The sequence below is a fragment of the Paraburkholderia sp. C35 genome (genome assembly GCF_003121405.1).
Lineage (GTDB): Bacteria > Pseudomonadota > Gammaproteobacteria > Burkholderiales > Burkholderiaceae > Paraburkholderia.
The window spans coordinates 32,745-46,894 of the sequence record NZ_QBUY01000012.1 but is presented as its reverse complement, the minus strand read 5'-3'; the positions used below and the strand labels follow the sequence as shown (position 1 = coordinate 46,894).

11 protein-coding genes are annotated in these 14,150 nt (G+C 62.2%); 6 read left to right on the top strand and 5 right to left on the bottom strand.

The genetic code is table 11. From position 1 onward, the window contains the following. Positions 1-67 precede the first annotated feature (67 nt). From ugpC to DK391_RS10485, 4 genes are all read right to left on the bottom strand, one after another. The gene (gene ugpC / locus DK391_RS10500; protein WP_109477948.1) at positions 68-1,183 is read right to left on the bottom strand and encodes a sn-glycerol-3-phosphate ABC transporter ATP-binding protein UgpC; all 1,116 of its coding nucleotides are present in this window, start codon (positions 1,181-1,183) and stop codon (positions 68-70) included. Positions 1,184-1,285: 102 nt separating this feature from the next. Next, positions 1,286-2,143 (bottom strand): carbohydrate ABC transporter permease, encoded by an 858-nt coding sequence (locus tag DK391_RS10495; protein WP_109477947.1) that lies wholly within the window; start codon positions 2,141-2,143, stop codon positions 1,286-1,288. Next, complete coding sequence (locus tag DK391_RS10490) at positions 2,133-3,074, bottom strand: sugar ABC transporter permease (protein ID WP_109477946.1); 942 nt, start codon at positions 3,072-3,074, stop codon at positions 2,133-2,135. Before DK391_RS10490 ends, DK391_RS10495 begins: the two co-directional genes overlap by 11 nt. 152 nt (positions 3,075-3,226) lie before the next feature. Beyond that, a complete protein-coding gene (locus DK391_RS10485) occupies positions 3,227-4,474 on the bottom strand; it encodes an ABC transporter substrate-binding protein (RefSeq protein ID WP_109477945.1) in 1,248 nt (415 codons plus the stop codon). Positions 4,475-5,001: 527 nt separating this feature from the next. Here DK391_RS10485 and zwf point away from each other — a divergent pair. From zwf to DK391_RS10470, 3 genes are all read left to right on the top strand, one after another. Continuing rightward, positions 5,002-6,459 carry a glucose-6-phosphate dehydrogenase gene (gene zwf / locus DK391_RS10480; RefSeq protein WP_109477944.1) on the top strand — a complete coding sequence of 486 codons (1,458 nt, stop codon included), beginning with the start codon at positions 5,002-5,004 and terminating at the stop codon, positions 6,457-6,459. A gap of 244 nt (positions 6,460-6,703) precedes the next feature. Then, positions 6,704-7,411 carry a 6-phosphogluconolactonase gene (gene pgl, locus DK391_RS10475; protein ID WP_109478022.1) on the top strand — a complete coding sequence of 236 codons (708 nt, stop codon included), beginning with the start codon at positions 6,704-6,706 and terminating at the stop codon, positions 7,409-7,411. Next, entirely contained in the window at positions 7,389-9,308 is a 1,920-nt protein-coding gene (locus DK391_RS10470) for a bifunctional transcriptional regulator/glucokinase (protein WP_109477943.1), read from the top strand. Before pgl ends, DK391_RS10470 begins: the two co-directional genes overlap by 23 nt. A 125-nt stretch (positions 9,309-9,433) precedes the next feature. Here the strand turns inward: DK391_RS10470 and DK391_RS10465 are convergent, their stop codons facing one another. Continuing rightward, positions 9,434-10,660: a Bcr/CflA family multidrug efflux MFS transporter gene (locus DK391_RS10465; protein ID WP_109477942.1), complete on the bottom strand. Its 1,227-nt coding sequence runs from the start codon at positions 10,658-10,660 to the stop codon at positions 9,434-9,436. Positions 10,661-10,853: 193 nt separating this feature from the next. Between DK391_RS10465 and DK391_RS10460 the strand changes: the two genes are divergently transcribed. The 3 genes from DK391_RS10460 (at position 10,854) to ribD (ending at position 14,125) form a co-directional block, all read left to right on the top strand. Beyond that, positions 10,854-11,483, top strand: coding sequence for a hypothetical protein (locus tag DK391_RS10460; protein WP_109477941.1), 630 nt, complete (start codon positions 10,854-10,856; stop codon positions 11,481-11,483). A 200-nt stretch (positions 11,484-11,683) separates the two neighbouring features. Next, the gene (gene hemL, locus DK391_RS10455) at positions 11,684-12,964 is read left to right on the top strand and encodes a glutamate-1-semialdehyde 2,1-aminomutase (RefSeq protein WP_109477940.1); all 1,281 of its coding nucleotides are present in this window, start codon (positions 11,684-11,686) and stop codon (positions 12,962-12,964) included. Between the two features lie 39 nt (positions 12,965-13,003). After that, the gene (ribD, locus tag DK391_RS10450) at positions 13,004-14,125 is read left to right on the top strand and encodes a bifunctional diaminohydroxyphosphoribosylaminopyrimidine deaminase/5-amino-6-(5-phosphoribosylamino)uracil reductase RibD (protein ID WP_109477939.1); all 1,122 of its coding nucleotides are present in this window, start codon (positions 13,004-13,006) and stop codon (positions 14,123-14,125) included. Positions 14,126-14,150: the final 25 nt, after the last annotated feature.

Genomic DNA, 14,150 nt, shown 5'->3' with positions numbered 1-14,150 from the left:
AAAGCCCCAAGCGCATCTTAAACGCTCGGGGCCTTCCTTAAAACAACTCAACCAGACCAACTAACCCTTAAGCAATCCGCTCTTCCGTCTTAGGATCAAACAGAACCGCCTTAGACACATCAAACATCAGCGACATATTCTGTTCAGGCTGGGGATTAGCACCCGGATGCACACGGCTAACGATGCGCTTGCCATTCACCTGCGCAAACACCAAAGTATCCGGCCCAGTCGGCTCGATCACATCGACCTTAACCTCGATCGGCTGCAGCTTCCCGTCCTCGACATTATGCGCATTGCGCGTATCCGTAATCCGCTCAGGACGCAGCCCCAGAATCACTTCCTTGCCGACATGGCCCTTCACCGCGCCATCGAAAGGCAGATTCAGCACCGAGCGCTTCACGCCGGTATCAAGCTCCAGCCCAACGCCTGAACCTTGCTCAACCACCTTACCTTGAATGAAGTTCATCGGCGGCGCGCCAATAAAGCCAGCGACAAACAGATTCGAAGGCGAATCATAAATCTCTTGCGGCGCGCCGAACTGCTGCACGACGCCGTCCTTCATAACCGCGATCCGATCGCCCAGCGTCATAGCCTCGATCTGATCGTGCGTCACATAAACGATCGTCGTACCCAGGCGTTGATGCAGCAACTTGATTTCCGAGCGCATCTCAATCCGCAGCTTCGCATCAAGATTGGAGAGCGGTTCGTCGAACAGGAACATCGCCGGATCGCGCGCCAAAGCACGCCCCATCGCCACCCGCTGACGCTGACCGCCCGACAGTTGCCCCGGCTTGCGATCCAGCAAATGCTCGATCTGCAGCAGCTTCGACACGCGCGCCACGATCTGATCCTGCTCGCCCTTCGCGACCTTGCGGATATTCAACCCGAAGGAAATATTCTCGCGCACCGTCATCGACGGATACAGCGCGTACGACTGAAACACCATCGCGATATCGCGATCTTTCGGCGACAGGTTGTTCACCGTCTTGCCGCCGATCTGAATATCACCCTTCGTCACGGTCTCGAGACCGGCGATCATGTTGAGCAGCGTCGACTTACCGCAGCCCGAGCCGCCGACGAGAATCAGGAACTGACCGTCTTCGATGTCGATATTGACACCCTTCAGGACAGGCACCCCATTCGGGTAGGTCTTGTACACGTCACGGATGGAAAGGCTTGCCATGCTGTGAATCCTCTAGTCTCTGTACTGCTGATGCGTCGCTAGCTGGCGACGCGAGCCGAATACCGTTGCGCACCGCCATCGGGCGGGCGCATTGAAAATGAATTAACCCTTCACCGCGCCCGCCGTCAGACCGCGCACGAAGTAGCGGCCGGCGATCACATAGACGAGCAGCGTCGGCAGAGCCGCGATGATCGCGCCCGCCATATCGACGTTGTATTCCTTCACGCCCGTCGACGTATTCACGAGGTTGTTCAGCGCCACGGTGATCGGCATCGAATCGACGCCGGAGAACACGATACCGAACAGGAAGTCATTCCAGATCTGCGTGAATTGCCAGATCAGACACACCATGAAGATGGGCAGCGAGATCGGCATCATGATCTTCGTGAAGATCATGAAGAAACCCGCACCGTCGATACGCGCCGCCTTCACGAGTTCCGCCGGCACGCTCACATAGAAGTTGCGGAAGAACATGGTCGTGAACGCGATACCGTAGACCACGTGCACCAGCACCAGCCCGCCGATCGTGTTCGACAGCCCGAAGTAGCCTTGCACGCGCGCCATCGGCAGCAGGATCGCCTGGAACGGAATGAAGCAGCCGACCAGCAGCATCGTGAACAGCGCATCCGCGCCGCGGAAGCGCCAGTGCGTCAGCACATAGCCGTTGAACGCGCCGATGATCGACGAGATCAGCACGGCCGGAATCACCATCTTCACCGAATTGAAGAAGAACGGCTGCATGCCGTCGCAGCGCACCCCCGTACAGGCTTCGCTCCACGCCTTCACCCACGGCGCGAACGTCCAGTGCGTAGGCGGCGTCAGCAGGTTGCCCGAGCGCAACTGGTCGATGTCCTTGAACGACGTCGACAGCATCACGTACAGCGGAAACAGGAAGTACAACGCGAACAGGATCAGCGCCGCGTAAATAAATGCGCGGCTGATGTTCATCTTAGGCTGCATTGCGCGTGCTCCTCGATTCCAGATACATCAGCGGCACGAGCACGGCCACGACGGTCGCGAGCATCATCATCGACGACGCTGCGCCGACACCGAGTTGCCCACGGTTGAACGAAAACGTGTACATGAACATGGCGGGCAGCGACGACGACGTGCCCGGACCACCTGCCGTCAACGCGACGACCAGGTCGAAGGTCTTGATCGTGATGTGGCAGAGAATCAGCAGCACGGAGAAGAACACCGGGCGCATGCTCGGAATCACGATCTTGCGATAGATGGTCGGCAGCGTCGCGCCGTCCACCTGCGCAGCCTTGAAGATTTCGCTATCCACACCGCGCAAACCGGCGAGGAACAGCGCCATCACAAAGCCGGTGGACTGCCAGACCGCCGCGATCTCGACGCAGAAAATCGCCTTGTCGGGGTCGCCGAGCCAGCCGAACGAGAAGCTCGTCCAGCCCCAGTCGTTCAACACTTTCTGGAAGCCGAGATCCGGGGTCAGAATCCACTGCCATGCCGTGCCCGTCACGATGAACGACAGCGCCATCGGGTACAGGAACACGGCGCGCAATGCGCCTTCATTGCGGATCTTCTGATCGAGCAGGATCGCGAGAAACAGACCCAGGCCGACGCAGATCGCGATGAACGGAATGCCGAACCAGCCGAGGTTCTTCGCCGACGTCCACCAGACGTCGTTGTCGAACAGTTCGGCGTAGCGGTCGAAACCGGAGAAATCGTAGCGAGGCATCAGTCGCGACGTCGACAGCGACAGATAACCCGTGATGAGAATGAAACCGTAGACAAAGACAATGCTGATCACGATGCTGGGAGACAACACCAGCTTCGGAATCCAGCGGTCGGCCATGGCCGCCATCGGCGACGCGCGGCGTGCTGCGGACGCCGTGCCTTTTGCGTTTCCGCTAATAGAAGCAGTCACAACGAGACTCCTGGAACTGTACCGTCAGGCATCGAGGGAGGTACCCGAACGGCAGAGGCGCGGTGATGCATCGCACCATCGTCGTCCGGCGCGCATGGTGTATTAAAGGCCATGCGCGCCGGGCGTTCTGCTACAACTTTGCTACGACTGCCTTACTTGGTCTTCGCAGCCTTCGCGAGAGCGGCAACAGCCGTCTTGGAGTCTTCGTTCGAGTTCATGAACTTCGTCACGACGTCCGAGATGGCGCCTGCTGCTGCGTCCGGTTGAGCCATGCCGTGAGCCAGCGACGGAACATAACCGCCCGACTTGATGGCGACCTGTTCATCAGCGTAGGACTTCTTCGCGCAGTCGTCGAATTTATCCATCGACACGCCCAGACGAACCGGAATCGAACCCTTGTACAGGCTGAACTGTTCCTGGAATTCCGGGCTCATGATGGTCTTCGCGAGCGCGAGCTGACCCGGCGTTGCCGCCTTCTGGTCCTTCTGCTGGAAGAACACGAACGAGTCGACGTTGAACGTGTACGACTTTTCCGTACCCGGCACTGCAGCACAGATGTAGTCCGTACCGGACTTCTTGTTCGCGTTCGCGAACTCGCCCTTCGCCCAGTCACCCATGAACTGCATGCCGGCCTTGCCGTTGATGACCATGGCCGTTGCCAGGTTCCAGTCACGGCCCGTGCGGCCGCTGTCGAAGTAACCCTGGATCTTGCGGACCGTGTCGAACACGCCAACCATCTTGTCCGACGTCAGCGTCTTCTGGTCGAGGTCGACCAGCGCCTTCTTGTAGAAATCCGCGCCTTGCGACAGCACGACGTCTTCCCACAGCGTCAGGTCTTGCCACGGCTGGCCGCCCATGGCGATCGGCTGGATGCCGGCTGCCTTCATCTTGTCGGCGACAGCGAAGAACTCAGCCCACGTGGTCGGGACCTTGCCGCCTGCCTTGTCGAGCGCTGCCTTGTTGATGTACAGCCAGTTGACGCGGTGCACCGAGAACGGCGCCGCGACGTAGTGGCCGTCTGCATGCATGATCTTGTCGATTTCCGGCGGCAGGTTCTTCTTCCAGTCGCCAGCGACGGAGTCGATGTTCACCAGCACGCCTTGCGACGCCCAGTCCTGGATCAGCGGACCCTTGATCTGGGCCGCGCTCGGCGCGTTGCCCGAGATCACCTGGGTCTTCAGTGCCGTCATGGCCGCTGCACCCGCACCGCCTGCCACCGCGAAGTCCTTCCAGACGTAGCCCTGCTTCTGCATATCGTCCTTCAGCACGCCGACGGCCTTCGATTCGCCGCCCGACGTCCACCAGTGCAGCACTTCAACCGATTCGGCCGCCTGTGCCGTGGCGACGCCACACATCAGACCTGCGGCGCACAGGGCGCCCATGATCGCACGGAATTTCATTGCTTATCTCCTCCAGACACCTGAACTAAAAACGAGTGGCCCCTGATGTCACCAGGGTGTGATGGTTGGTCAAACAGGCAATGCGAAGGACGGTCGAGCGCCCGACAGGCACACATGATGTGGGTGTGCCAGCGCGCCGAGGTTCGGCCGCGAGACGCTCAAGAGATGAGTGGTTTGCGATGCAAGAACTGTCTCCTCTTTTGATTTTTGCCTGCTCCGCCTTCTGACTGCGGCGCGTTGCAGACTCGAGGTGTCCGCGCACGTCATTCGCCGAAAACGCCTGATTCCGTGGTGCAGCACCGCGTGCAAAGGCACGCTGGCGCATGCTGGAACGCGTTGTCCGTTAACATGCAGGGAAGCTACGTGCACCCGCGAAAAGGCGCTTGTTCTCAAGCCCCGCCCGCTTTTTTCAACGAATTCACGTTACCTCTTGATTTGGATTGTAGTTAAACTACAATTCAGTGTCAAAAAAAATTTTATCGGACTACGGGCGCCTTACAGGCCCATCAGATACCCCCCGGAGACGCATGCAAACCGACTCTAGCTTCACCTTCGTTCTCTTCGGCGGAACCGGCGATCTGTCGATGCGCAAGATCCTTCCGGCTCTGTATGAAGCGCACCGTGCAGGGATGCTGGCGGCGAGCGGCAAGATCGTCGCGGTCGCACGTCATGAAGACGACCGCGCGAGCTATCTGCAATGGGTCAATGAACATGTGAAGGCGCACGTCGCGAAGAACGGTCTCGACGAAAGCGCGTGGGCGAGCTTTATCGATCGCATCGAGTACGTGAAGCTCGATCTCGGCAAAGCGGAAGACTTCGTCACGCTGCGTGATGCACTGCAAGATCATGCGGGTACGCGGGTGTTCTATCTGGCGACCGGTCCGTCGCTGTTCGTGCCGATCTGCCGCGCGCTGGCCTCCGTCGGCCTGAACGAGAACGCGCGCATCGTGCTGGAAAAGCCGCTTGGCTACGACCTGCGTTCGTCGAATGCAATCAACGATGCCGTCGGCGAGATCTTCGCCGAAGAGCAGATCTACCGTATCGACCACTATCTCGGCAAAGAGCCCGTGCAGAACCTGCTGGCGCTGCGCTTCGGCAATGCGCTGTTCGAGCCGCTGTGGCGCCGCGAGTGGGTCGAGAGCATCCAGATCACGATTGCGGAAGAACTCGGCGTCGAAGCACGCGGCGACTTCTACGACAACACGGGCGCACTGCGCGACATGGTGCAAAACCATTTGCTGCAACTGCTTTCGATCGTCGCGATGGAACCGCCGCATTCGATGGATTCCGATTCCGTCCGCGATGAAAAGCTGCGCGTGCTGCGCGCATTGAAACCGATCGATCCGCGCGACATCAGCAAGGTCGCCGTGCGTGGCCAGTATCACGCGGGCGTGATTCGCGGCACCTCGGTGCCCGCGTATGCCACCGAACACGGCGTGAAGCCCGACAGCGCGACAGAAACCTTCGTCGCGCTGAAGGTCGAGATCGAAAACTGGCGCTGGGCAGGCGTGCCGTTCTTCCTGCGCACGGGCAAGCGGCTGGCTGATCGCGTCGCGGAGATCGTCGTTAACTTCCGTGCGGTGCCGCATTCGGCGCTGGGTGCGTCGGCGTTGCGCGCGGGTGCGAACCGTCTGGTGATCCGCCTGCAGCCGAACGAAATGATTCGCCTCTATTGCCTCGCGAAAAAGCCGGGCGAAGGGATGAACCTGTCGAGCGTCCACCTCGACCTCGCCTTCGATCAGTTCTTCAAGGAAGGCCAGATGGAGGCGTATCAACGTCTGCTGCTCGACGTGATCAACGGACGCCTCGCCCTCTTCGTGCGCCGCGACGAACAGGAAGCGGCCTGGAAGTGGGTCGAGCCGATCCTCAACGAATGGGCCGCGTCGGGCAAACCGAAGCCTTATGCGGCCGGCACGTGGGGCCCCGCTGCCGCGAGCGCGATGCTCGCGCAGCACGGCACCTGCTGGCTCGAAGAAGAGAATTGATGTGAATGGTTGTTTGAGCGGCGCGTTTTGTTTTGTCCTGCGATCATGATCGTTTCGCTCGCAGCGCGCCGTGTGCAGTAAGCGCTCAACACAGCGGTTGAACACAGCATGAATGGCCGGAACGGACCTGGATCGCACGGGTCCGTTCGCGGCAGCAGCGGGATCTATCGACGTCGGCTGGAATGGCTCGACGTCATCGCCCGTCGCACTTCAGATCAAACAAAGAAAGCAGCATGGAGGAGAAGTGATCGAGCTTCACGCTTTCGACGACCCGCGCGCCCAATCCGACGCGCTGGCGAAGGCGGTTGGCGACGCGTTACATGCGTCGCTCGCCGCTCGTGCGAGCGCGACCCGCGCCCGCGCGACGACGCTTGCCGTGTCCGGCGGCACGAGTCCGCGTCCGTTTCTGCAAACCCTGTCCACACAGCCGTTCGACTGGAAGCGCATCGCCGTGACGCTCGTCGACGACCGCTGGGTGCCTGAAACGGATAGCGCCAGCAACGCCCGCCTCGCACGCGAGACGCTGTTGCAGCACGCCGCGCGCGACGCCGCCTTCCTCCCGCTGGTGGACACGGCGCAATCGCTCGACGCGTATGTCGCTGCATTGAACGGCGAAGTCGCGAGCGGCGACCGGCATCTGCCCGATATCGCCGTGCTTGGTATGGGCGAAGACGGCCACACGGCATCGATTTTTGCGGACGCGCCCGAATGGGAACACGCGATCTCGACAGCCGAGCCGTTCGTCGCCGTGCATCCCGGCGCCGCGCCGCATGCGCGCGTGAGCTGGTCGATGTCCGCCTTGAAGAAAATCGACCGGTTGTTCCTGCTGATCGCCGGTCAGAAAAAGCTCGACGTGCTCAATGCCGCCGCAGCCGCCCCACAAAAAAATGCCATCTCGACGCTGGCGAACGATAAGGGAGTGAGACTCGATGTCTACTGGTGTGCAAACTAAGACTGTGCCCGGCGCGGGACAGCACGCCGACGGACCGAGGCTGCTTGCCGATATCGGCGGCACCAATGCGCGCTTCGCGCTCGAGACGGGTCCAGGCGAAATCACGCAGGTGCTCGTTTATCCCTGCGCGGAGTATCCGGGCGTTGCGGAAGTCATCAAGAAGTATCTGAAGGACACGAAGATCGGCCGCGTGAACCATGCGGCGATCGCGATTGCGAACCCGGTCGACGGCGATCAGGTCAGCATGACCAATCACGACTGGACCTTCTCGATCGAAGCGACGCGCCGTGCGCTGGGTTTCGATACGCTGCTGGTCGTCAACGACTTCACGGCTTTGGCAATGGCCTTGCCGGGCTTGACCGATACGCAACGTGTGCAGGTAGGCGGCGGCGCGCGCCGGCAGAACAGCGTGATCGGTCTGCTCGGTCCGGGCACGGGCATGGGCGTCTCGGGCCGGATTCCCGCCGACGACCGCTGGATCGCGCTCGGCAGCGAAGGCGGCCACGCGACGTTTGCGCCGATGGATGAACGTGAAGACCTCGTGCTGCAATACGCGCGCAAGAAGTGGTCGCATGTGTCGTTCGAACGTGTGGCGGCGGGTCCTGGCATCGAGATCATTTACCGTGCGCTCGCGCAACGCGACAAGAAGCGCGTGCCGGCCACGCTCGAAGTCTCGGAGATCGTCAAGAAGGGACTCGACGGCGATGCGCTCGCGGCTGAAACCATCGACGTGTTCTGCGGCATTCTCGGCACGTTCGCCGGCAATATCGCGGTGACGCTGGGTGCGCTGGGCGGCATCTATATCGGTGGCGGCGTGGTGCCGCGTCTGGGCGACGTGTTCGCGCGTTCGTCGTTCCGTCAGCGTTTCGAGGCGAAAGGCCGCTTCGAGGCGTATCTGAAGAACGTGCCGACCTACGTGATTACGGCGGAGTATCCGGCCTTCCTGGGCGTGTCGGCGATTCTCGCGGAGCAATTGTCGAATCGCGCGGGCGGCAGTTCGTCGGCGGTGTTCGAGCGGATTCGCCAGATGCGCGATGCGCTGACGCCCGCTGAGCGCCGCGTCGCGGATCTCGCATTGAATCATCCACGCTCGATCATCAACGATCCTATCGTCGATATTGCGCGCAAGGCCGATGTGAGCCAGCCGACGGTGATCCGCTTCTGCCGCTCTTTGGGCTGCCAGGGCTTGTCCGATTTCAAGCTGAAGCTGGCGACAGGTCTGACGGGCACGATTCCCGTCTCGCACAGCCAGGTGCATCTCGGCGATACGGCGACGGACTTCGGTGCAAAGGTGCTGGACAACACCGTTTCCGCGATTTTGCAGTTGCGCGAGCATCTGAACTTCGAGCACGTCGAGGCGGCAATCGATCTGTTGAACAGCGCGCGACGCATCGAGTTCTATGGTCTCGGCAATTCGAACATCGTCGCGCAGGACGCGCACTACAAGTTCTTCCGCTTCGGTATTCCGACTATTGCTTATGGCGATCTGTATATGCAGGCGGCGTCGGCTGCATTGCTCGGCAAGGGCGATGTGATTGTCGCGGTGTCGAAGTCGGGTCGTGCGCCTGAACTGCTGCGCGTGCTGGAAGTGGCGATGCAGGCAGGCGCGAAGGTGATCGCGATCACGTCGAGCAACACGCCGCTCGCCAAGCGCGCGACCGTCGCGCTGGAGACCGATCACATCGAGATTCGCGAGTCGCAGCTGTCGATGATCTCGCGGGTTCTGCATCTGCTGATGATCGACATTCTGGCTGTCGGCGTGGCGATTCGACGTGCTGCGCCGGCTTCTTCCGAGGTCAGCGCGGCAGTGACGAAGGCGCGCAAGGGCGCCGATGACGATACGTCGGCTGTGCTCGACTGGCTGAGTCACGGTGCGGCGGCTTCACCGCGGGATTGATGACGTCACTGTCTTGCTGAAAAAAAACCGGGCTGCGAAGGCCCGGTTTTTATTTGCGGATGCGCTGACGCTTTCTCGTTATGAGATCAGCGTTTTGGATCGTCAGGCAACCCACGCTGCCACCCTCAGATCGAGGTCGCTCCCACTGGCGCCTTTCTTCCATGCCAGCGGATCACCAGCAATCGACCAACGAAGCAAAGCGATCCCGCCACGGCAATGGTCACGCCCATCCCTTGCGGCGAGCCGTCGTGCCACAGCCCGACGGCGAAACTCGACAGCGCGCCGAGCGCAAGCTGCATCGCACCGAACACGGCTGCTGCTGCGCCGGCATTGCTCGGATAGCGATGCATCAGATCCGTCGTGCAATTGGCCGACAGCACCCCGACCACGCCCACCACAAAAAACAGCCCGGCGACAATCGACCACAATCCGCCCCACCCCGTCAGACACATCAGCGCGACGAACAGCGACGCGATGAAACTGATCATCGCCGCCACGGAGATAACAGGCAGCGGCCCAGTTCTGCCGACAACCCGCGTGTTGATGAAGTTGCCGAGCATGATGCCGACGATGTTCAGTCCGAACAGAAAGCCATAGTGCTGCGCGGACACGTGGAAGTATTCGATATACACGAACGGCGTCGCCGTGATGTACGCGAACATCGACGCGAACGCCATGCCGCCGCACAACATGTGCCCCCACGTCACGGGATCCTTGAGCAAGGTGCCATACGCGCCAAACGATTTCAGCACCGCGCCGTGCGCGCGCTTCTCGCGCGGCCAGGTTTCCGGCACCCGCAGGAACGCGGTGACGGCGCAGATCGTACCGAAGATCGTCAGCGCGACGAACACGACGCGCCAGCCGCCCAGCAGCAGCAACTGCCCGCCGATCAGCGGCGCGAGCAATGGCCCGATCGATGTGACGATGGCCAGCATCGACAGCACGCGCGCGGCGTCCGACGGGCCGTGCGCATCGCGGGCGATCGCGCGCGCCAGCACCGACGCCGCGCCAGCGCCAAGTGCCTGCAGAAACCGGAAGGTGACCAATGCACCGATCGACAGCGACAGCGCGCAGGCAATCGTCGCCAGCGTGTACATGATGATGCCGCCGAGCAGCACGGGACGCCGACCATAAGCATCGGACATCGGGCCGTACAGCAACATGCCAAACGAAAAGCCGAGCATGAAGCTGGTCAGCGTGCCCTGCGCAGCGCCTGCGCTGACGCTGAACGCCTGCGTAATGGACGGCAGGCTGGGCAGATACATATCGATCGAAATCGGCCCGCACGCGGCCAGCGCGCCGAGCAGCAGAATCAGCCGGGCATCCGGCCGGGATCTGACGTCGTAAGACATGGGATTCCAGTGAGATGCAGCGCGCGAAGATGGGCCGATGCTGGACCCAGCGGGCCGTGCAGCGCTGCGGATACGGCCCCCGATTGTAACCGACGCCCTGTCCTTCCCTTCCCCGAGGGCACGTGAAGCGGGCTTTCCACGCCTTATCGGGTAAGCTGGCCGTCCTTGCCTTCCATTCCGATATCCGAGCCGGATGACTGCCTTTCTGCTGATCTGGAGCCCGAAAAAGTGGCCGTGGCCCGAACTGCCTGACGTGGCACAGCGCGTCGCCGCGGGCGAAGCCGTCACCGACGTCTGGGGCTGCGGCTTCTCGCGCAGCATTCTGCCGGGAGATCGCGTGTTTCTTCACCGCGTGACGCTGGAACCGAAAGGCGTGTTCGCTTCCGGCTACGTGACGCGCGCGCCGTATGAAATGCCCGACGCCACCAAAAAGAGCGGTTACCGGCTGTGCGTGGACTTCGTCTACGACTATCTGGTCGACGCGCATCATGAAGTCGTGGTGACTCGCGACGAACTGCGCAAGCATCCGTTTTCCGTGCAGACGTGGGACGCCCAGACGTCCGGCATCTCGATCAAGCCGATGGCGGAAGGCGCGCTCGAAAAGCTGTGGATCGAGCGCACCGGCAAGCGGGCGCGTCCTGTTATCGCGCCGCACGCGGACATGCCCGCAAAATCGACCAAAGAACAGGCAAACGAGGCTTGGAGCGCCGCGAACAAGGCGGCCGCCGGCAAACGCGCGGCGCGTGTGGCCATGTACTTCAGCTCGCCCAACCGCCAGAACGACACGCCCGGCGACGGCGAAGGCAACGGCGGCGAGACCTGAGCGCAAAGGGAGCGCCTCGCCCCGCTCAAGGCCGATTCCATACGACTCCGGTACAATTTCGTGAGGTCATTTCCAGGCTCATGCGTTCCCTGCGCGCTTCGAGGCGCGCGTTCGCACGGCCTCCGCACCGCCCTTGTACTGCACTCGCGCACGTGATGGCCATCTTGCGCGCGAGCCCAACCCAAGCAGGTCCAACGCTCATGTCCACCAATCAAGAACTCTTCGACCGCGCCCAGAAAACCATTCCTGGCGGCGTCAATTCGCCCGTGCGCGCTTTCCGTTCGGTCGGCGGCACGCCGCGTTTCATCGAGCGCGCGCAAGGCGCGTACTTCTGGGACGCCGAGGGCAAGCGCTATATCGATTACATCGGTTCGTGGGGGCCGATGATCGTCGGCCACGTGCATCCTGAAGTGCTCGAAGCCGTGCAGCGCGTGCTGGCCAACGGTTTCTCGTTCGGCGCGCCGACGGAAGCCGAGATCGAGATCGCCGAAGAAATCTGCAAGCTGGTGCCTTCGATGGAACAGGTGCGGATGGTGTCGAGCGGTACGGAAGCGACCATGAGCGCGCTGCGTCTCGCGCGCGGCTTCACGAACCGCAGCCGTATCGTCAAGTTCGAAGGCTGCTATCACGGTCACGCGGACAGCCTGCTGGTGAAGGCGGGTTCGGGTCTGCTGACGTTCGGCAATCCGACTTCGGCAGGCGTGCCCGTCGATATCGCGAAGCACACCACCGTGCTCGAATACAACAACGTCGCCGCGCTCGAAGAGGCCTTCAAGGCGTTCGGCGACGAGATCGCCTCGGTGATCGTCGAGCCGGTCGCGGGCAACATGAACCTCGTGCGCGCTACGCCCGAATTCCTCGGCGCGCTGCGCCGCCTGTGCTCCGAGTACGGCGCCGTGCTGATTTTCGACGAAGTGATGTGCGGCTTCCGCGTTGCGCTGGGCGGCGCGCAACAACTGTATGGCATCACGCCGGATCTGACGTGTCTGGGCAAGGTGATCGGCGGTGGCATGCCGGCGGCGGCCTTCGGCGGACGCCGCGACATCATGGCTCATCTCGCGCCGCTGGGCGGCGTGTACCAGGCCGGCACGCTGTCGGGCAATCCGAGCGCCGTCGCGGCGGGTCTGAAAACGCTGCAACTGATCCAGGCACCCGGTTTCTACGATGCGCTGACGCGTCAAACCACGCGCCTCGTGCAAGGCCTCACTGAAGCGGCGCGCGAAGCGAACGTGCCGTTCGCAGCCGATTCCGTCGGCGGCATGTTCGGGCTGTACTTCTCGGAATCGGTGCCGGGCAGCTTCGCGGAAATCTCGCGCTGCGACGTGCCGCGCTTCAACGCGTTCTTCCACAAGATGCTGGATGCAGGGGTGTACTTCGCGCCGTCCGCGTACGAAGCCGGCTTCGTGTCGAGCGCACACGACGACGCGATCATCGACGCCACCGTCGAAGCCGCGCGCGGCGCCTTCAAGGCGCTGGTTTGATTCACGCTGCCGAAACTCTGAACGGATAAGCCGAAGCCGATGTTCTCGCAGACCGATTTTGTCCACATGGAACGCGCGCTGGCCCTCGCCTGGCGCGGCCTGTACACGACCGACCCGAATCCGCGTGTCAGTTGTGTGCTGGTGAAGAACGGCGAGGTGATCGGCGAAGGCTTTACGCAGCCCGCCGGTCACGATCACGCGGAAATCCAGGCGCTCAAGGACGCGCGCAAGCGCGGCCACGACATTCAAGGCGCAACCGCTTACGTCACGCTCGAACCCTGCAGCCATTTCGGACGCACGCCGCCGTGCGCGAACGCGCTGATCGAAGCGAAGCTCGCGCGCGTAGTGGCGGCAATGGAAGACCCGAACCCGCGCGTGTCGGGACGCGGCCTGTCGATGTTGCGCGACGCGGGCATCGAGGTGCGCTGCGGCCTGCTCGAAAACGAAGCGCGCGAACTGAACATCGGCTTCGTCTCGCGGATGACGCGCGGCCGGCCCTGGGTTCGAATGAAGGTGGCCGCTTCGCTGGATGGCCGCACCGGCTTGCCGTCGGGCGAAAGCCAGTGGATCCCGGGCGAAGCGGCACGCAACGATGGCCACGCGTGGCGCGCCCGCGCGTCGGCGATCCTGACGGGCATCGGCACCGTGAGGGAAGACAATCCGCGCATGACCGTGCGCGCCGTGGATACGCCGCGCCAGCCGCATCGCGTGTTGATCGACAGTCAGCTGGAAGTGCCGCCCGAGGCGCAGATTCTGGCCGGCGCGCCGACGCTGATTTTCTGCAGCACGCTCACGCCGCTGCTCGAAGAGCGCGCCGCCGCACTGCACGACCGTGGCGCGGAAATCGTGCCGCTCGCGAACGAGCAAGGCAAGGTCGATCTGCCACGCATGCTCGAGGAACTCGGCAAGCGCGAGGTCAACGAACTGCATGTCGAGGCGGGCTATAAACTGAATGGCTCGCTGCTGCGCGAAGGTTGCGTCGACGAATTGCTGGTCTATCTGGCGCCGAGCCTGCTCGGCAACAATTCGATGAGCATGTTCAACCTTGCCGCGCCCGACTCGCTGGATGCGCGCACACAACTCGAATTTCACTCCGTGGACCGGATCGGCACTGACGTGCGCATTCTCGCGCGCCTGTTGACGAAGCAACCCACGCATTGACCGATTAGATAGAGGACACGACACG